The sequence below is a fragment of the Kineothrix sp. MB12-C1 genome (assembly GCF_030863805.1).
Lineage (GTDB): Bacteria > Bacillota > Clostridia > Lachnospirales > Lachnospiraceae > Kineothrix.
The window spans coordinates 2804282-2824543 of record NZ_CP132957.1 but is presented as its reverse complement, the minus strand read 5'-3'; the positions used below and the strand labels follow the sequence as shown (position 1 = coordinate 2824543).

The 20262-nt window shown below is 42.9% G+C and carries 13 protein-coding genes; all 13 read right to left on the bottom strand.

Translation table 11 applies throughout. From position 1 onward, the window contains the following. Nucleotides 1-16 precede the first annotated feature (16 nt). The 13 genes from RBB56_RS12960 to RBB56_RS12900 all read right to left on the bottom strand — a co-directional run bounded on the left by RBB56_RS12960 (nucleotide 17) and on the right by RBB56_RS12900 (nucleotide 20223). Nucleotides 17-988, bottom strand: a complete 972-nt coding sequence (locus tag RBB56_RS12960; RefSeq protein ID WP_306719392.1) for a glycosyltransferase family 2 protein — start codon at nucleotides 986-988, stop codon at nucleotides 17-19. Beyond that, nucleotides 985-2391 (bottom strand): glycosyltransferase family 2 protein, encoded by a 1407-nt coding sequence (locus RBB56_RS12955; protein WP_306719391.1) that lies wholly within the window; start codon nucleotides 2389-2391, stop codon nucleotides 985-987. Before RBB56_RS12955 ends, RBB56_RS12960 begins: the two co-directional genes overlap by 4 nt. A 319-nt stretch (nucleotides 2392-2710) precedes the next feature. Beyond that, nucleotides 2711-4432 (bottom strand): phospho-sugar mutase, encoded by a 1722-nt coding sequence (locus tag RBB56_RS12950; protein WP_306719390.1) that lies wholly within the window; start codon nucleotides 4430-4432, stop codon nucleotides 2711-2713. Between the two features lie 37 nt (nucleotides 4433-4469). Further along, nucleotides 4470-6506, bottom strand: coding sequence for a glycosyltransferase family 2 protein (locus RBB56_RS12945; RefSeq protein ID WP_306719389.1), 2037 nt, complete (start codon nucleotides 6504-6506; stop codon nucleotides 4470-4472). Next, complete coding sequence (locus RBB56_RS12940; RefSeq protein WP_306719388.1) at nucleotides 6488-8551, bottom strand: glycosyltransferase family 2 protein; 2064 nt, start codon at nucleotides 8549-8551, stop codon at nucleotides 6488-6490. Before RBB56_RS12940 ends, RBB56_RS12945 begins: the two co-directional genes overlap by 19 nt. Nucleotides 8552-8570: 19 nt before the next feature. After that, complete coding sequence (locus RBB56_RS12935) at nucleotides 8571-10676, bottom strand: class I SAM-dependent methyltransferase (protein ID WP_306719387.1); 2106 nt, start codon at nucleotides 10674-10676, stop codon at nucleotides 8571-8573. Between the two features lie 38 nt (nucleotides 10677-10714). Continuing rightward, on the bottom strand, nucleotides 10715-11992 hold the full coding sequence (locus RBB56_RS12930) for an ABC transporter ATP-binding protein (RefSeq protein WP_306719386.1): 1278 nt from the start codon (nucleotides 11990-11992) through the stop codon (nucleotides 10715-10717). A 26-nt stretch (nucleotides 11993-12018) separates the two neighbouring features. After that, nucleotides 12019-13059 (bottom strand): ABC transporter permease, encoded by a 1041-nt coding sequence (locus tag RBB56_RS12925; protein ID WP_306719385.1) that lies wholly within the window; start codon nucleotides 13057-13059, stop codon nucleotides 12019-12021. A 171-nt stretch (nucleotides 13060-13230) separates the two neighbouring features. Continuing rightward, on the bottom strand, nucleotides 13231-13779 hold the full coding sequence (gene rfbC, locus RBB56_RS12920) for a dTDP-4-dehydrorhamnose 3,5-epimerase (protein ID WP_306719384.1): 549 nt from the start codon (nucleotides 13777-13779) through the stop codon (nucleotides 13231-13233). A gap of 34 nt (nucleotides 13780-13813) precedes the next feature. Further along, the gene (locus RBB56_RS12915) at nucleotides 13814-15214 is read right to left on the bottom strand and encodes a glycoside hydrolase family 25 protein (RefSeq protein ID WP_306719383.1); all 1401 of its coding nucleotides are present in this window, start codon (nucleotides 15212-15214) and stop codon (nucleotides 13814-13816) included. Then, nucleotides 15204-16073: a glucose-1-phosphate thymidylyltransferase RfbA gene (rfbA, locus tag RBB56_RS12910; protein ID WP_306719382.1), complete on the bottom strand. Its 870-nt coding sequence runs from the start codon at nucleotides 16071-16073 to the stop codon at nucleotides 15204-15206. The genes RBB56_RS12915 and rfbA overlap by 11 nt, the downstream gene beginning before the upstream one ends. Before the next feature lie 167 nt (nucleotides 16074-16240). Then, a complete protein-coding gene (rfbB, locus tag RBB56_RS12905) occupies nucleotides 16241-17323 on the bottom strand; it encodes a dTDP-glucose 4,6-dehydratase (protein WP_306719381.1) in 1083 nt (360 codons plus the stop codon). Between the two features lie 257 nt (nucleotides 17324-17580). Further along, nucleotides 17581-20223 (bottom strand): GH25 family lysozyme, encoded by a 2643-nt coding sequence (locus RBB56_RS12900; RefSeq protein WP_306719380.1) that lies wholly within the window; start codon nucleotides 20221-20223, stop codon nucleotides 17581-17583. Between the last annotated feature and the right edge of the window lie 39 nt (nucleotides 20224-20262).

The following is a 20262-nucleotide window of genomic DNA, read 5'->3' as shown; positions in this document are numbered from 1 at the left end:
AGTACAACTTAATTTTCTATAAAGATAAAAAAGCCATATTTATCCATAGTTCAAGCTGTATTCTCATATAGTTATTTATATTTTCCATTTGAAACTTCACTTTATTTTGTTTTCCTTCTCGTGAAAAGGATAAACCGATACCTCGCAACAAGCCGAGAAAATAAGTTTTTCCAAGTCCCTTTTTAACAAAAAATAAGAATTTTATGAGAAATCCGGGAAGTAAAAACGGAAGATTCACAAGCAGCTGCAGCAAGGGCATATTTTTAAAAACTAAATATATGCTGTTTCTGGAGGAAAGTTTCACCTTAAATTCATTATATCGGGAACCGCTTACCGCGCTGCCTGCATGATAAACGATTGCCTTTGGCGTAAAATAATTCCGGTATCCGAAAATCTTCGCCCGATATCCGATATCCATATCTTCCAGATAAGCGAAATGATTTTCATCGAAATAACCGATTCTTTCAAAAAGGTACCTCCGGTAAATAGACGCACCGCCACAAGCTGCGAAGATTTCCCTCTCCTTATCACAGTACTCCTTTACTTTTCCTTTTCCCAGGGCGAACGCCCAACCGAGAGCACAGTACAAATCACCTGCATCATCAATGATATCCGGTTCCTTCATGGAGAGCATTTTCGCACTGACGGAAAAAGCATTCGGCTTCTTCTCAATGGATTTCACCAACTCTTCCACGAAATGTGCCTCCGCTCTTGTATCATTGTTCAATAAAATAACATACTTTGTATCTGTTGCGCGTATTCCCGCATTCACCGCCGTACAAAATCCCTGGTTATCAGGAAATCTTATTATCTGTACCTGAGGATAGTTTTCCTCGATAAGAGCAAGGCTTCCATCGGAGGAACCGTTATCTGCAACAATGACTTTCGGAACCGTCGTGCCTTCATATATCGATTGCAAACAAGAGGCGAGATAAGCTTTTCCATTATAATTAGGGATCACAATCGTTGCATTCATTCTAATAATCATACCTTTCCCTTTAATACTGTTGTTATTTCCGGGGTAAAAACAATAGTATAACCAACTTGCCGCATCTTTTGACAAAGATTCATACTTTGTTGTCTGGGCTCTAACACTTTTCCACATGATTGGTATGCAAAAAGTCCAGTAACAGGATCTTCAAGATATGGGACACCCATAATTTCTTCAAACAGGCCTTGAAGCTCTCTTCGCACTTTTATACCGCGTATATCCACGGCATAGGCTTCTTGCGAAAGAGAAGCTCTATGCATATAACCGCTATACTCCTTATGAAGACCTTCGTAACTATTGTTTCCTTTCTTATCGTAAATAGCCCCTACTATTCTTTTACGGGAGTCCAATACCTTACCGCCGATTATTCCTACATCCGAACGCTGTGCAAAGATACCGCCTTCGTAATTGATTCGATAGAATCCAAGATGGAGGGTATGTTCTACCTTCCCTTTCCAGCCCCGCTTCGCAATGAAATCTTCCACCGCTCTTTTTCCGGCATCATAGGCATAGCGTTTACTTTCCGGATTCTCTGCGGTAGAACCGGTATGGCAGCGCCAATGGTATAGCACTTTAGGAATATGGCGGATGGATTCCCTCTTCTTACCGTTCTCACCATTCTCATAAAGAAGCTTTCCTACGGCGCGCAGCACAAGGTCGAAATCTTGAGCTCCATCGTACTTCGCACGAAACTTCAAGTCTTGCATCAGTTCCTTCTTCATCACAAGAAAGTGACAAATATAGTTGTTGGATAACAACAAATCAACATTTAGGGACGGTTTCACATGTGGGTCATAGAATACTGTACAATCTCCATTTCCCTTATCCTCGTCAGAATACAGCATCCATGCTTCCTTGCCTTCCCTTTTTGCTTCTTCAATGGCTGCCGCCATTTCATAAAGAGCATCCGGCGTGAGAACATCATCATGATCGAGCAGACCAATGTATTCTCCCCGGGCTATTTCGAGGGCAGCATTGGTATTCTCGGAAATCCCTTTATTCTCCTTAAGCCTAGTATAGCGAATTCTCTCATCCTTGTAGGCTTCTATCACCTTCTGCACCTCCGGGGACCGACTGGCATCCGCTATGATCAACTCGAACTGAGAATAGGTCTGAGCCAGCACTGAATCCACCATTTCCCTCAGATAAGAAGCGTTCGTCTCATAAGCGGGCACAAGGATGCTAAAAGTATAAGGCAGCTCCTCAGACTCCCGGCGCTGGGTGCGAAGCACATGTGCTTCCGGTTCCTGATAGGAATAGGCTGCCGCCTTTTCTCTTCCAATCCGTTCCAGCACCGCATAATATGCATTCTTTATTCCATTTTTCTTCAGATAATAAAAGGTCTTCTTTAAATTGCTTACTTTTATTATGGCACTTCTCATTTTCTCACACTTTTCCATATTCCTGGGTTGTAACTGTTCACTACCCTCACCGCTACGGGTGAAAATCCATTAAAATCACCTTCGGTGATGGGATTTTCACTTGTTATTCCATGTTTTCTTACGGTCCGCGCAGTGAATGCGCAGACCTGCTGAATAGTTACCCTGGGTTTACAATAAAGCTTCCATCACGGTTCCCATTCTCTTTACAACTGGTACGTAACGCACAGGACTGTCACAGACGCGCGCTCACCTTCCCGCAACCTTTCCTGTGGCAGTCCTATATCGTAGTAACTGGTCAGTATCCTCTCAGTTACGTCTCATATTCATATTGATTTTACTAAATCAAAGCTTTTAAATCTTCTGTCAGCCTATCCACCTTAGCCTGTGCATCCTCTAAGCTAGTTCCCTTAACTCCCATGTAGAACTTAAGTTTCGGCTCCGTTCCCGACGGGCGGGCACAGCACCAAGAATCATTCGTCAACTCGAAATAGAGCACATTAGACTTAGGAAGTCCTGTCTCTTTCTCAGCCTTCGTCTGCATATTTACAACCTTACCGGAAGCATAGTCCCTTACCTCCACTACTTGAAGGTCACCAAAGTTCTTCGGAGGATTATTTCTTAACTTATCCATAATCTGGGCAATCTGCTTAGAACCTTCAATTCCTTTTAAGGTAATCGCATACTGAGTTTCTTTGAAGTATCCATACTTCTCATAGAGATCGAGCATCTGATCCCATACTGTCTTGCCCTGCTTCTTACACCATGCAGCCATTTCACACAGGCACATAACAGCAACTATGGCATCCTTATCTCTGGCATGAGTACCTGCCAGACAGCCGTAGCTTTCTTCCAAGCCGAATACGTAGTGATTGGAACCGCTTTCTTCGAACCATTTAATCTGTTCGCCAATGTATTTAAATCCTGTCAATACCTCGATACATTTTACCTGATAAGCATCAGCAATTGCCATCGCCATATTAGTAGTAACGATGGTCGTAACGAGCGCAGGATCCTCCGGCATCGTTCCTGTCGCACTTCTTTCTCTCAAAATATATTCTGCAATGAGCATTCCCGACATATTTCCGGTAAAAGGAACATATTCGCCGCTCTTCGTATCGAGTGCATAAATACCGAGCCTGTCCGCATCCGGATCCGTTGCCAATACGATATCTGCGTCCTTTTCCTTCGCCAACTTAAGAGCAAGTTCAAATGCCTTTGGATCTTCCGGATTCGGATAATCCAAAGTAGTAAAATCAGGATCCGGCATTTCCTGCTCAGGAACCACATAGACATGTTTGAATCCTAGCTCCGATAAAATACGCCTTACCGGAAGATTTCCCGTACCGTTAAAGGGGGAATACACAATCTTAATTTCATCGGATACTTCTTTGATGATTTCCGGATGGATGATCTGCTTTTTCAATTCTTCCATATAGGCATCATCAATTTCTTTGCCGATTACTTGATATAGACCAGCCTCTATCGCTTTTTCCTTATCCATGGTCTTCACATCATGGTAGTTCGTAACATTCTTTACTTCTGCAATAATCTCTTCATCTTTCGGAGCTGTTACCTGTGCGCCATCCTCCCAATAAGCTTTATATCCATTATATTCCGGCGGGTTATGGCTTGCAGTAATAACAATACCTGAAATACAACCCAGGGTTCTAAGCGCAAAGGATAATTCCGGCGTCGGACGCAAGGATTCGAATACATAAGCCTTGATGCCATTTGCTGCCAGACAAAGAGCTGCTTCATCTGCGAATTCAGGGGACATTCTTCTGGAGTCATAGGCAATTGCTACTCCTTTGTCTTTTCCGCCCTGCTTTATAATATAATTAGCAAGACCTTGTGTTGCCTTTCTTACGGTATAGATATTCATACGATTCGTTCCCGCACCGATTACTCCGCGCAAACCGCCGGTACCAAATTCCAACTCTTTATAGAAACGGTCTTCTATCTCTTTTTCATCATCCTTAATTGCCACAAGTTCTTTCTTCGTCGCCTCATCAAAATAGGAATCATTCAACCAAAAGTCAAATTCATTCTTGTAACTCATATCCATGCTCCTCCTGTACCCATTTTTCTTATTACAATTATATCATATTTTTTTCAATTTTTAAAGAAAAGTCACTCCTGTCTAAAGAAAAATTAGGATTGTAATAAGGGTCGCCCTTTTGGAGCACCTCTTTCCACTTCCCCCTGAACCTTGCCGATTCTTCCTCATACCTCTTCGCTTTTTCCCCCTTATCATCCAAACCTCTGGATATGGACTCAAAATGATATAACTCCGCAAAAGGGGTGAATACATTCAAATATCCCAGTTGTCGAAGTTTGAGGCAGAAATCCACATCGTTTAAAGAAATAGCGAAAGACTCATCCAGCCCTCCTACTTTATCGTATAATTCTCTGGAAACCATAAGGCAAGCCCCTGTTACTGCCGACACATCCTGAGCATAGCAAAGCCTTCCCATATACCCCAGATTTTCTCTATGCTGCCCATAATGACTATGTCCTGCCGTACGATGAGCGCCAAGAGCCAGAACAACACCTGCATGCTGTATCGTCTTATTCTCATAGTAAAGCTTGGCTCCTACTGCCCCAACGTCTTCTCTTTGCGCATACATCAGAAGCTCTTCCATCCAATTGACCGTGATGACCTGCGTATCATTATTCAAAAGCAGAATATAGTCTCCCGATGCCTCCTCCACTCCCAGATTGTTGACTGCCGAATAATTGAAACTTCCTTTTGTGGCCTTACTTTCATTGGCATCCACTATCTTTATTCTCTCATCTTCTTTGAGCTTTTCATAGTATTCCCATATTTCTGCAGTTTCGCTGTTATTCTCTACGATAATGACCTCATAATTATCATAAGTGGATTTCTCCAGGATGGAAGTAATACATCTATCGAGGTCATCCTTATGATCCTTATTAGAAATAATAATAGAAATCTTCGGATTGCCTATAATCTGATAACTAATCTTGAAAATCGTCTCAAAAGCCCTCGTACTCGTAATCTTGAAATGCTTATATCCGTGCTTGCGCAAATGTTCTGCCACTGCCCCTTTCGCCGCATCGATGGCATAAGGCTTCGCTTCAATACCGGATGCCACACTGCCTGCATGAGAGCGCCAGTAATACATCAATTTAGGTACATGTACCACTTTTTTCGCACGGTCGGTCAGTCTGAGAATCATATCGTGATCCTGACTGCCGTCATATTTCGAACGAAAGAGCTCGGTACCTTCCAAAAGCTTCCTGTCAAATACGCTGAAATGACAGATATAATTATTGGCACGAAGATTATCGATAGCGTAATCCGGCTTAAAATGCATAGTGAGCATTTTATTGATATCGTTATTTTTAAAGGTCGTTTCATCACAATAAATATAATCAGCATCTTGCTCATTGACCGCTTTATTATATTCATAAAGCACTGATGGATGCAATATATCATCATGATCGAACAGGCCGATATACTCTCCCGTAGCCATCCCATAGCAGCGGTTGGTATTCCCCGATATCTTTTCATTCTTCTCCAGCTTCTGATAAAGAATACGGGATTCCCCTTTCCCATAGGCTCTGTCTCTTTCAATATATTCTTTGCACACTTCACCTACATAAGCATGTTCACTATCGGAGCCATCCGCAAGGCAGAGTTCCCAATTCTCATACGTCTGATTTATTACAGAATCGAGCATCGCCTTCAGAAATTCTACCGGTGTATTGTAAAGAGGCACCAAAATACTGAACTTCACCATACGGGGAAAGACACTTTCCCTCTCTTGTTTTCTTCTGGCCTCATCTGGAAAGCTGGCCGTTCCGAAGCTTTCCATCGCCTCCCGCTCTCTTTGCTTATATTTAATCTTGGCTATAATTCCCCTAAGATTTCCACAGTTTTTCAACCGACTGCGCAGACGCAATAGGAAATGGACTCCCCTGCGAACAGGAGCACTTGCCTTCCAAATCGGATTGCTCTTAATTCTGTTTATTTTAAAGGAGAGCTCGTCGTTCTTCTCTTCCAGTTCCGCAATCCTGCCCGCCAGATCAGCACATTTGATATGCTCCCTCTCATAAGCTTCCTTGTAATAAGAAGCCTCATCTATGCCTTTTAACTTTTCCTCCTGCATCCTTTCACCTCCAGGTATCTTTCCGTCCAACAGAATAACTTATGGCCGGTACATCGGTCTTGTGCTAACACCCCGATCCGATATCTTCCATCTTCCAAGTCTCCCTTTCGAAGCCGCACAGCAAATCCCGTCAAGCCCACATTCTCCTGATCGGGAAGGTTCTGTTCCACATCCCTTCGAGGTAACAGTTCAGGAATGATACAAAACTGCTTCTTGCCGCTCTGAAGTAAAATCTTCTTGTCATAACAAGCATTGTTCGATCCCGATACAAAAGAGTAGCCTTGAATATAATATTCATCCTCGCATTTCGGAACCTGTCCGGAACGCCATTCCTCTACCGTTCCTGCATATTCCAGGCTGATTATAACGCAGGGCTCTTCTCTCGCCCGGTCCGCAATCCCACTGACTGATATGGGCTTTCCGAAAGAGAGGTCTTCCTTCCATTCATAATCTGCCTTTAATTCGAATCCCGTACTTAGCATATCTCCTGCCAAATACTTATGGTAAAAAGGGTCTTTTCCATAAAGTTCCGGATGCCGTTCATAGAGCTTTCTCTTCTCCGTAAGAAGCCGGTTCAGCTTGCCCTCTTCCTCATCCTGCCCTCTGCTCAGCGACTCCCAATGATACAGCACGGTCTCTTGCAGTACCACATTATAATATCCCTTTTCATATAAGGAAAAGCATAAATCCACATCGTTAAAAGCTACAGGCAGCTCTTCCGGGAATCCGCCTGCTTCTTTCCACTTTTCCAGTTGCACCGCAAGACAAGCACCCGTTACAGCAATCACATTTCTTTTCGCACAGTTCCACCCATAATAATAGCAAGCATCATTATCTTTGAATTGCAGCTTATGAACAGGGCCGAGACGCTGATTCACAATGCCTCCATGCTGTATCCGCTTCGTATTCGGATATAATAACTTCACTCCCACCGCTCCTGCGTAAGGCCGCACAGCCTGATTATAAAGCCCTTCCATCCATCCGAGTCCCTCTTCGCGCTGCGGCACTTCCACATCATCATTCAGAAAGAGCAGCACCTCCCCGGATGCTTCCAGCGCTCCCCGATTGCACATACGGGAAAAATGAAACTCCATCGGCTCATAAATATACGTGCCCGAAACTGCAAGCCCTTTCAAGTAGGCCTCCAAACGATTCTTCGTATCTTCCCTACTGCCGTTATCCACCACAATAATTTCATAAGGAAGCTCCGTCACTTCTCGTATCGATTCGATACATCGCCGAAGCACTTCTTCATTATCTTTGGAAGGAATAATCACAGAAACAAGAGGTGTCTCTCGTTCAGAAGTAATATTCCGGTCGAAAACATTGCTACTGTCTGTGAAGTCTTCCACTTCAAGAATATCATCATTATATAATAAATTCATCTCTCGATTGGAGTAAGAATGAAATAAAATCTCATCGATATGTCCGATAGGGGAATTTCCATTCAACTCACCCTGTGTTCTTCTTTCAAATCCTCCCGCTTTCTTCGCAAGGAGACAGCACATACGATAAATCCATACAGTAGGATTATCTACAGAATTCCCTCCAAAAGAAGCAATTTCTTCCTTCAATAATTCCTTCCATATAGAAGTACGAACAGCAAATACGGAACCAAAGTAAAAATAAGATAAAAAGGTGTCCGGCGACCAGTCCGGCTTTAACCACGGTGTATAACGAAGACCATCCGGGCTTATCACATCTTCATCCCCATAAGCGAGGGACATATGGGGATTCGCAAGAAAGAAACGGCTCATCGCCGCCTCGGATAAGACAGAAGCTTTCCCATCCTGTGCCAGAAACACCGTGATGTCTGCAGATTTTTCCTCTTCCATCTCATACATCGTCACATAACTCTGTGCCGCTTCATAGGGAATCCATCGAAATGTCAGTTTCGACACTTCTCCCATCTCCTTTAATTCCTGTTCGAGCATAACTTCCCTTTTTCGAATCCAGGCATCATAAGAAATGCTCTTTCTCTCAAGAAGCCGATGATATCTCCGATTCTCTATTCCTATTATCTTCTCCTTAATCCACCGCTTCATTTCATTCCATCCTCACGAACTACCACACCTTTTTGACTGCTCCTGCCAAATCTTTCGCAATTTCTTCCGGAATACGTACAATTTCCATGTGCGCCGTCAACACGTTCTGTTCCTTTTGGCTGAGATTTCCAACTGCTATATTGATATTGGGGTCCGCGGTGGCAAAGACATAGCTTCCGTCCTTAAGCCGCCTTCCATTCGTTACAATATTTTTTCTCGTCATCTCTATCTCAATGCCGTTTAGGAGAAGGTCTATAATCCTTACGACACAATAATCCATGACCGGATCGATACGGAGCATGGAAACATTTCCATCGACCTCCAACTTAAGGGAAATCAGATTCTCCCCCTCATAGGCATCTCTTACGAAATAAGAAGTCTCTTCGCTATAGCCACTTCCTCTATCTTCATAAATCTGAACTCTCTCTTTCACAGAGGAATCATCGAATTTATGTGCCCACTTTAAAGGCTCTACAATCCGACAGCCTATCGCATCTCTCATCTGCGCCATGGACTTATGCTTTCCGGTAACAAATTGCTGGAATTCCATTTCCTGTTCCCTGAACTCCTCCGCCTCTTTTTCCGTAATGCCGAGCGTATCGATGATAACATCCAAATTTAACTTATTTCGCTTTTCATTTTCCAGTACATAACAATAGATAGCCCGGAAGGCAATCTCCTTAGCTATCACCGGTTTTCCAAATGTCCACTCATAATCAATAATAGTCCAATCGGCTTCTTTGACCGCTTCCACGTTAATTTCTTTAAGAAAATCTTCCCACGATGTTGCTTCTTTTAACGTTATCAATATATTGGAGAAAATAAGATCATAATCTGCCACCGGCATCTCTTCACCATAGGATATTCTTTCCAGGTATTCATTAAATAACAAGTGAAATTTATCTGTTTCCCCAATCTCTAAACAGCTATCCAACACTTCTTCCAGCGTTCTTCCTTCTACATATTCGAACTCTGCACAAGCACCGTCTTTCCCCAGAGTACATTGATTCACCGCAAGCTTCCCGCCTTCAAATCGCTTCTTCAAATCGATATAGGCCGTTTCCATATTGCGGACATGTTCCTTTGCTTCATTAAATAACGCGTGTTTTTTTACCTTTTTCTTTCCCTCTTCATCCATAACGATTTCTGTTCTGATTGCATATTCCGGCGAACGATCGTTGGAGTACTTGGCATACTTCACATCGAAGCCTTTTCCGATTACCGCTACATATGAATTGGAAAACAAAGGGAACACACCATCCTTTATGATTCCATCAAAAGCTTGCTTCTCATCGAACAGGTACATCCTGTCTCTATCGAAGTTTCTCATGTTTTCTGATAGTTCTCCGAACTGCGGTAGTCTCTCATCCGAATAAAGGGCTGTCATAAATTTATAATCCGGATAGGGATAGTAAAAGGAATATTCATTCACATCGCAGGCTTTAAAAATAGCTTCCAGACCTTGTCTTGTAAAAGTCCTGACGCCTCCGCCTTGTGCATAATCTTCAATCCCTGAAAAATAAGTCCCCAAATGATCTTCTCTGCATCCGGCAAAATATTTAAGCCCCAGCCTATTCTCAATCGCAATCACAATACGTCCATCCTTCTTCAGATGGCGCATCATCATTTTCAGCAAATCTTCATAAGGATGCTCCGTTCCCGTATAGCTCTGTCCGTATTCAAATACTCCGATAAAAAAGATATAATCGAAATCACACGGAAGCTCCGGCTCAATATCCTTAAAATTCCCAACATGTATCTTCACATTATCGCAGTCATGATGGCGATGCGCATTGATCAAGCTTCTTTTCTTGGATAAATCGATACAGGTCACACTTCCTGCATTGCGTGCAAGTCCTCCGGTAATCGCTCCGCATCCGGCGCCCACTTCCAGCACCTTGGCATCTTTCCCCATAGGAATCCAATCCACAATATTCTCTCTTAGGGATGATAGATGATAAAGAATCGGCCATTTCGCACGTTCTTCAATAATACTTCTGTATTCGACTGCAGAGCGGTTTCTTACAATATCGAGAAGTTCATCCTCCACCTCTCCATCACAGTAAAAATCCTCGCCGGGATAATATTTATAATCAAGAACTACTTTTCCGATTTGCTCCGTCATACTGCTTCTCCTCCCATAACAGTTCAGTTCCTTCACTGTTATCTATATTCTACAACCGATGCCCTTGTATCCATATCATAATATCCTACCGTATCCTTGTCGGATATTACCGTCAGGTTCATCACATCATACAATCTATGGTATACGGCAAAATCATTGTTTTCATACCCTGTTACACCGAAAGACAGAAGATATTCTCCTCCTTGCAGGTTCATCTTCTGGCAAAATGTCACCATTTTCACACTCCCCGCTTCTACTGACTCTAAGAACGTCTTCTCAAGCATTGTATTCGTTCCTGTAATCTCTGTCCCTTTCACATTTTTTACCGTAAAGGCAAAGATCGGGGCAGGAACTCTCTGGGTGAATTCCACCTTCATATGAATGGTGAATTCCTGTCCTTTCATGATAGCCGTCGTTCGGATTCCTTCACTATCTGTAATGTAATATTCTGTTATTTGTGCCGCTTTCGTTCCGTATTCCAGCAAATCCGGATTGGCGAAAGCCTTCGCTCCGGCCGCCTTTCTTATTTCATTATCATTTAACAGGTTCGAAGAGTCTTCTTCCTCTATCGAGTATTGTCCTACCAGCACGCGCTTGTAGACATCGATAATCTCCTTCGGCGGGCCTTCTCCCAGCTTCTTCCCCTGATTTAACAACACTACCCTGTCGCAATATTTGCTGATACTGCTCAAGTCATGACTGACGAACAAGATTGTCTTTCCCAGTTTCTTGAATTCTTCGAATTTATGATAGCATTTCGCCTGGAAAAAGACATCTCCCACCGATAGTGCTTCATCTACAATCAGTATTTCCGGTTCGATATTGATGGCTACCGCAAAGGCAAGACGCACGAACATACCGCTGGAATAAGTCTTCACAGGCTGATATACATAGTCTCCAATATCCGCAAACGATAAAATAGAGTCCATCTTCGCTTCGATTTCCTTCTCCGAGAAGCCGATCATCGTACCATTCAAATAAATATTCTCAATGCCATTATACTCCATATTAAATCCGGCACCCAACTCCAGAAGAGCGGAAATACGCCCATTTACCGTCACCTCTCCTGCAGAAGGATTCAGCACACCGGTAATAATTTTAAGAATGGTAGATTTGCCGGATCCATTGGTTCCGATAATACCTACCGTTTCCCCTTGGTACACCGTCATATCCACTTTATCAAGCGCATGATGCTCTTTGTACTTCTTCGCTTTCGAGATGCCAAAGGCCTCTTTCATGCGATCTGAGGGCCTTTCATATAATTTATATACTTTCTCCAAATCCTTTGTCCGGATTGCTATTTTTCTTTCTTCCATTCCGCCGCTTCTCCATCATCCTGTTATTACATTACATCCGCAAAATGGACCTTCAATCTCTTGAAGATCAAGGACCCGATACAGAATAATGTAATGGTAAATATCCAGAAGTAAGTGGAAGAATAGAAATGTTCAAAAAACCATTCCTGCTCATACACTGCACTTCGGTAGCCGTTCACAATATAAACCATCGGATTCAACTTAAATAAAGGCTTCATCTTATCGCTCAACATAGAAATATCCCATAAAATCGGTGTAGCCCACATTCCAATTTGAAGAACAATACCGATAATTTGTTGTAAATCCCTGAAGAAAACGACAATCGCGCATGTCGTATAACTAATAGCCAACACCAACACGAATTCGCAGAAGCTGTAATAAAAAATTTGTAATGTATATATGCTCGGATAATAGCCGTAAGCAATTGAAATAAGTAATAAGACCACTACAAAAAATGCATGTATAAAGGTAGCCGCTATCACCTTGATAATAGGCAGAATACTAATTTTAAATACTACCTTTTTTACCAGATAATTGTATTCCATCAGCGCCGTCGTTCCATTTGTCAGCGCTTCCGAGAAGTAAAACCACGGTACCAGACCTGCCGTAAGATAGAGCACATATGGAACTTCAATTCCTCCGGCCACAAGCTGACTTCTCGTATTAAATACGCGGTCGAATACGATCCAATACATAACAACCGTTACGATTGGCTGTACAAAAGCCCATATCATACCTAGATATGAGCCTGCATATCTCTTCTTAAAGTCATTTTTTGCCAGCTTCCAGATCAGCTTCTTATTCTGCAAAAGTTCCTTAGGCAATACTACGAGACGATCGTAAAAAATACCGAATATCACGCAGGTAAAGACGATAAGAATACATGCCATTACCTTTTTCATTAGCTCCGTTCCCTGGTCTGCCAATGGATTATGGTGTGTCACTATAATTCCTGCCAAAATGAAGGCAAGGAAATAGAAGGCGGTCATCACCGCCTTTTTGGGAATATGCTTTATATTCATTTTAAAACCACTTCTAACATCGCTTTCTTTTTTTACTGCTTTCATATGAAGATTCCTATCCATGTATTCTTACGATCAGCGCCGCAAATGCGCATACCTACTGAATAGTTACGCTAAATTCGTTACAGTTCAGCCTTCAGCTTCACAGTAACAATTAATACACACAAAATTGCATAGAGAAGCAATTTGGGCTTCGCGGTACTGATGGCTGAACTGTTACCTAAATTCTGCGATACCGCCCCAGTTCATATCTTTTTCGGACATGATAAGCTCCATTCCTTCCGGAATAGGCCATTCTATCCCAATATCGGGATCGTTATAAAGAAGCCCGCCCTCATCATTCGGATGGTAGAAATCCGTACATTTGTAAGCGAATTCCGCATAATCGGATAATACAAGAAAACCATGGGCAAAATTCTTAGGAATAAAAAATTGTTTCTTATTCTCTGCAGATAGTACAACGCCAAACCACTTTCCGAAGGTCTCGCTTCCTTCTCTTAAGTCCACGGCCACATCGAAGACTTCACCGTTTACCACTCTTACCAGCTTGTCCTGAGGGAATTCCTTCTGAAAATGCAATCCGCGAAGCACCCCCTTTTTCGATGCCGATTGATTATCCTGCACGAATATCTGATCAATGCCTGCTTCCTTAAATTCCTCGTAATGATAGGTCTCCATGAAGTATCCCCTTTCATCCCCGAATACCTTAGGGGTAATCACTTTAAGACCTTCTATTTCACATGTTTCTACTGTTATCTTTCCCATTTTAAACTCCTTTTAGCTCTCTAAATTATATCGTCTACCAATCCGCATTTTCCGCGCCGATGGGCTTCGGCTCCACGATTTCTCCATCCACCGCCGACGCATCTTCGGAAGTCTCCGAATCGCCCGCTAAAGCGGCTGCTTTATTCATCTCTTCTTCGTCTAAGGCATTCGGTTCAATCTTCAAATAGCTCAAGTTAAAATCTACTTTCCCTTCAATACCATCCACTTTTCCACTGGATGTATATTGCCACATATGATAATACCCCTGATAAACCGGTACATCACGATATTCTGCCAGCCAGATAATATAGTTTCTAAGCACATTCATATCGAGCATCTCATTAAACCAGTTGCGAGCACCGTACACACCCGCACGATACCCTGCACTCTCCACCGTCGCCGCAAAAGCTTTACACACCTGAGTTCTTGTCTCCACATCCAATCCGTCTGCCCGGCCGTTACCGCCGGCGCCTTCGGTATCGATGAACACAGGATAGGTAATCTTATACTCTTTACACATATTAATGACCATGCTGGCCTCTTCCACGGCCTCCACAGCATTCAATGCCTGGGTGAAGAAATAAACCCCGACAGGAATTCCTGCCTTGGCAGCTCCCTTTATATTTTTCGTAAAATAGGGATCCTCAATCAGTGCTCCCGTAGTAGCCCCCCGGTAGCCTACACGAATAATCGCATATTCCACACCTGCCTGCTTCACCTTATCCCAATCGATTTCTCCATTCCATTTGGAAACATCAATTCCCACCTTAGCGTTGGCATTACTTGCCTGCATCTTCGTAATTTCAGAGTTATCCGCATCGTCAAGAGCACCGTTCACTTCCAGGTCCTCCAAAGTAGGATCAATATCCTCTTCCGTAAAAATAAGCAGACTAATATCATCAATTACCACATATTCCACGCTCTGTTTTACTTCAATTACGGATGGTGCCTCCGGTACACGATATCCTGCCACTTCTTTCAGAATCACTTCATATCTGCCCGCTCTCAGATGATCGATATAGATAACGCCGTCCTGATCCTCGTCCAGATATTCTTTATCATTATTAAGTACCACACAGAATGTCTCTCCCGTCACTAACTTCCCCGCATTATCCACCACTTGAATGCGCAGATTCTTCTCCACAGAAGTCATAAGGAGGGAGAGATGCTTCTCATTTACCTTTTCTATAGCTGAATAAGGCTTTTTATCCGGATTGAAGAACGTCTCATCTGCCAAAAAAGCGCGACTGTCCGAACCAATCCGGCTGGCTGCAGCCTCCCCTGCCTGGTCTTCTTCTTGTACAATTTCTGCCGATGTCTCCTGGCTCTCTTTTCCCATAAATAAATCTTTGTTCGCATAGAATACCGTACCGGCTACTACCGCAAACATTATCACGACCATAAAAATGGTCATTCTCTTCAGACTAGAGTCCATTTGCAACCTCTATCATATATTTTCCATAGTCCGTTTTCATCAACGGTTCTGCCAACTTAAGAAGCTGTTCCTTCGTAATAAATCCTCTCTTATAAGCAATCTCTTCAATACAGGAAATGTAAAGTCCCTGTCTTTTCTGAAACGCGGACACGAAATCTGCCGCATCCAGCAAAGAATCATGATTGCCTGTATCCAACCAAGCAAAACCTCTGCCTAAGGTCTCCACCATTAATGTTCCCCTACGCAGATATTCATTGTTAATACTTGTTATTTCTATCTCTCCCCTTGCGGAAGGTTTTACATTTTGGGCAATGTCTACCACGTCATTATCATAAAAATAAAGACCCGGTACCGCGTAATTGCTCTTTGGGTTCTCCGGTTTTTCCTCGATGGAAAGGGCCTTTCCATTATCATCGAATTCAACAACGCCATACTCTCTCGGATCACGGACATAATAACCGAATATGGTAGCTCCTCTTCCTCTCTCCGCTACTTCACGAAGCACCTTAGAAAAACTCTGACCATAGAAGATGTTGTCTCCCAGCACGAGAGCCACGCTATCACTTCCTATGAAATCTGCCCCGATAATAAAGGCATCCGCAAGCCCTCTCGGCTGCTCCTGAACCGCATAGGAAATCGAAAGTCCAAGTTGTTCACCCGTACCGAACAATTCTTCGAAAACGGGAACATCCCTAGGCGTAGATATAATAAGGATCTCTCTGATTCCCGCCAACATAAGCGTCGATAACGGATAATAAATCATCGGTTTGTCATATACCGGCATAATCTGTTTGGAAATTGCTTTCGTCAGAGGATAAAGGCGCGTTCCGCTTCCCCCTGCAAGAATAATTCCTTTCATGATAACCTCCATAAATCTCTTTTTGTAATGCTATAATATTTCAACGTATACTATTTCTTAGTATATCATAAAATACTCAGAATGAAAAATGTAAAATAAAACTCTTTACATGTAAAATGGGAGCGATCCAAATCGTTCCCATTTCTCATTTTTCTTATCCTTCCAGCTTATTCCCCGCTGTACATATCCGCATAGTATTTCTGGTAATCGCCGCTTGTGACGTTCTTCATCCAATCCTCATTCTCGAAGTACCACTGAATCGTCAGTTTAATACCTTCTTTGAACATCGTCTCCGGCTCCCAGCCTATTTCTTCTCTAATCTTATCCGGGGCAATGGCATATCTTCTGTCATGGCCTTTTCTATCTTCCACATAAGTAATTAAATCTTTACTCACTAACTTCTTTCTTTCGTCGCCTTCCGGAAGCATTTCCTGCAGCGTCTCTATAATAATATTGATAATTTCAATGTTCTGCTTTTCGTTGTGACCGCCCACATTGTAAGTTTCGAACAGTCTTCCCTTTTCCTGTACCATATCGATTGCCTTCGCATGGTCTTCCACGTACAACCAGTCTCTGACATTCTTACCGTCTCCATATACCGGCAACGTCTTACCTTGCAACGCATTATTGATAATCAAAGGAATTAACTTCTCCGGGAACTGATAAGGCCCATAGTTATTCGAGCAGTTCGTAATATTAGCAGGGAAACGATAGGTATCCATATAAGCTCTCACTAACATATCGGAACCTGCTTTGCTGGCGGAATAAGGACTATGAGGATCATATGGTGTGGTCTCGTAGAAATATTCACCTTCCTCCTCTAAGGAACCATATACTTCATCCGTGGATACATGCAGGAACTTCTTATCCTGTTTGAAAGTACCATCCTCAAGCTCCCATGCATTTTTCGCACAGTTCAACATAACAGCCGTTCCAAGTACATTCGTCTGTACGAACACTTCCGGATTGCGAATGCTTCTATCTACGTGGCTTTCTGCTGCGAAATGCACCACTCGGTCGATATCATTCTCTGCAAATATCTTAGCAATGGCATCCTTATCACAAATATCAGCTTTCACGAACTCATAATTGTCTCTTCGTTCCACTTCTTTCAAATTCTCCGGATTACCCGCATAAGTGAGTACATCCACATTGATAATTCGTATACCATCCCCGTACTTTTTGAACATATAATGAATATAATTGGAGCCGATGAAACCTGCTCCTCCTGTTACCAGATAAGTCCTCATAATATTTTATGCCTTTCGCGATTTTATTTATGAATAATATAACCTATTTTCTTCAGTTTTGCAACTTGGTATCTCTTAATAATCTCTGAATTCGTCTCATCTTTTGTTTATATGTAACTGTTCAGTGCCCTCACCGCTACATGTGAAAATCCATTAAAATCACCTTCAGTGATGGGATTTTCACCTATTCTCCCATGTATTCTTACGATCCGCGCAGTAAATGCGCAGACCTACTGAATAGTTACGTTTATACACTTTTAATATCCCAGGTAACTAATGTTCAAATCCACTTTGCCGCTAATGCCTGCTACAGACCCTGTGGAAGAATACTGCCACAGATCATACTTCGTCGCTGTATAGCTGGGAGCTGCTGCATACTGAGCCAACCATATTTTATAATTTGTCAGGCTGGCCGTATTGATATACGATGTGAACCATGTCTTATTGGCATAGATTCCTGCCGTATATCCGGAGTTCTGAATCGTCTGAGCGAATGCTTTACAAACTGCAGTTCTCATATCCCTGTTAATTCCATCCGCACGGCCTCCGCTGGGCTCCACATCCAAAAACACCGGATACGCTATCTTATAGCCGCTAATTAAATTCAATACCATAGAAGCCTCTTCCACTGCCTCCACTTCATTGACTGCCTGTGTGAAGAAATATACCCCTACCTTCAGGCCAGCCGCAGTCGCCCCCTGGATATTGGAACGGAACTTCGGATCCTCGATCAAAGCACCCGTCGTAGATCCGCGGTAGCCACAGCGGATAATCACATAGGATACACCGGAGTTCTTCACTGCATTCCAATCGATATTTCCATTCCATTTCGATACATCAATTCCCATATTTCCAGAAGAAGCCGCAAGCACTCCATCACTGCCAAAATTATATTTTGCCCCCTGAATTACTTGCTCTCCGGTCACTTTATTACCGTTCGCATCGAAATAATAGGTCTTTCCATCTATGGTCTGCCAACCGGTATATTTATACTCTTTATTCTCCGTAGCTTTTACCTGTTTATAGAATTTCCCCGCTGTGAAATAATCGGAATAAACCGCCTCTTTATAGTTTCCTTCGGAATCTTTGATAAATAGTTGATTGCCATCATTGTCTTTTAATTTAGTCGATTTATCATTTTCCGGATTATTTCTCACTGTGATATTGCAAGTAGCCATCACCGAGTTGTCCGCATTGCTCACTGCTTTCACCGTTGCCGTTCCTTCACTGATACCTGTTACCGTACCATCAGAAGCTACCACAGCCACCGCATCATGATCGGACGACCATGTGACAGACGTGTCACTTACATTCTTCACCTCCACGCTGAGCGTTAGCGTTTTACCGGTCAGTACTTTACCGGAAGCGGCGCTAATTGTTATGGATGGCTTCTCCTTCTCCGTCACGGTTACCGTACAGGTCGCCATATGACCGGTAGCGGTCTTAGCCGTAATATCTGCAGTCCCAACCTTTAATGCAGTAACGGTCCCTCCGGACACGGAAACTATATCAGCATTACTGCTTCCCCATTCCACTGTATTTCCGGAAGGATCGGTCGTCGCTGTTACAACTGCCGTTTCACCTGTCTTCAATGCAAGGCTCGCTTTATCCAAGCTTACCTTTATCTCAACCGGGGGATTGGTTCCGGAATCCGTTGTTGTATCTGCCGTTGTATCCGTAGTTGTATCTATTGTTGTATCCGTAGCTGCATCGGTTCCTGCCTCCTGGTTTTCCGTCTGGGGTTCCCCATTTACCGCTGCAAAACGCATGAATCCAGTAGCTTTTACCAAAGTCATAGGATCTGTAATCTTATCCTTAGATACTTCTTCATATCCGGTATTGTCGCTGCTGCCATCTGCTGCGGTCTTGGTGGATTCTACCCATGCAACAGTATCCGTAAGCGCAGACTCTATCACCGTCTCCTGTATCTTCGTATCCTCAATGGCCACGTTCACATCCGATTCTTTCTTCACTTCATCGGAAACGTCCACCTTTTTATATTCGATCTTATCCTTAATCGCTACCTCTATTCCCTGTGTGGAAAAGGAATAGCCTGTCGCAGCTTCGATGTTTTCCATCGATACCATACAATTACCGGGAGCCATATCCGTCTGGTAAATAACACCATCTTTATCCTCATCTTTGAGGGTATAAGTTTTCTTCTTCGCATCCGTAATCTTCACTTCGAAAGGAACGCTCGCTACCAGCTTCCCGGTCTTCTCATTGATAAATTTTATCTTTAAATCTTTCTGCATAGAACTCAGCTGCATCTTCACTTCTACGGCCCCGGCTTCTTCCAGCTCCTTCTCTTCATACTCCATAACGGCCGCCGCCACTTCTTCCTGAACCGCTGTCCTCGCCGCATGTGCGTCTGCCACTGCAAGAAGCCCACTCTCACCGATTATCGCAATTCCTTCCATGCCAGTCCCCACCTCTTGAAAAGAAGTGACTTGACTATGAAGCACCTTCGCATTTGCATACATCGAACAAGTCACAATTGCAAATACCATAATCAAAGCACCGCCTGCAGTGATCACTCTGTCCATCGTCTCCATATGTTTTATTTTATACCAAAGCCCGCTCTTTCTTTCGTTACGCCTTCTATCCCGAGATATCTTCCTGGCCTTACCGGAACTTTTCTTTATCACAGCACTTTTCTTTAGCGAAATATCATTCTTCGCAGAAGTATTTTTTCCCGCTGTAGATTTCTTCTTTGACGAAGTCTTTTTCCCGGATTGTTTTTTATTTGAAGTTACGGACGGCTTAATAGCTCCGTCTAACTCTTTGATATTTCTGAAATTTTCCTTATCAGGTATATCAAAATCTATCAAATCCAATTCATCGATTACAAGTCTGCTATTCGTGACAGAATCACCACTTCTACCGCATTTCTTCTTCATTATTTCTGCGAACCCTTCCCAAATGAGTATTTGGCAATA

Bases quoted from the DNA above. Each gene is read 5' to 3' on its own strand.
- RBB56_RS12960 (WP_306719392.1), bottom strand. From the start codon at position 988: ATGATTATTAGAATGAATGCAACGATTGTGATCCCTAATTATAATGGA.
- RBB56_RS12955 (WP_306719391.1), bottom strand. From the start codon at position 2,391: ATGGAAAAGTGTGAGAAAATGAGAAGTGCCATAATAAAAGTAAGCAAT.
- RBB56_RS12950 (WP_306719390.1), bottom strand. From the start codon at position 4,432: ATGAGTTACAAGAATGAATTTGACTTTTGGTTGAATGATTCCTATTTT.
- RBB56_RS12945 (WP_306719389.1), bottom strand. From the start codon at position 6,506: ATGCAGGAGGAAAAGTTAAAAGGCATAGATGAGGCTTCTTATTACAAG.
- RBB56_RS12940 (WP_306719388.1), bottom strand. From the start codon at position 8,551: ATGAAGCGGTGGATTAAGGAGAAGATAATAGGAATAGAGAATCGGAGA.
- RBB56_RS12935 (WP_306719387.1), bottom strand. From the start codon at position 10,676: ATGACGGAGCAAATCGGAAAAGTAGTTCTTGATTATAAATATTATCCC.
- RBB56_RS12930 (WP_306719386.1), bottom strand. From the start codon at position 11,992: ATGGAAGAAAGAAAAATAGCAATCCGGACAAAGGATTTGGAGAAAGTA.
- RBB56_RS12925 (WP_306719385.1), bottom strand. From the start codon at position 13,059: ATGAAAGCAGTAAAAAAAGAAAGCGATGTTAGAAGTGGTTTTAAAATG.
- rfbC (WP_306719384.1), bottom strand. From the start codon at position 13,779: ATGGGAAAGATAACAGTAGAAACATGTGAAATAGAAGGTCTTAAAGTG.
- RBB56_RS12915 (WP_306719383.1), bottom strand. From the start codon at position 15,214: ATGGACTCTAGTCTGAAGAGAATGACCATTTTTATGGTCGTGATAATG.
- rfbA (WP_306719382.1), bottom strand. From the start codon at position 16,073: ATGAAAGGAATTATTCTTGCAGGGGGAAGCGGAACGCGCCTTTATCCT.
- rfbB (WP_306719381.1), bottom strand. From the start codon at position 17,323: ATGAGGACTTATCTGGTAACAGGAGGAGCAGGTTTCATCGGCTCCAAT.
- RBB56_RS12900 (WP_306719380.1), bottom strand. From the start codon at position 20,223: ATGAAGAAGAAATGCGGTAGAAGTGGTGATTCTGTCACGAATAGCAGA.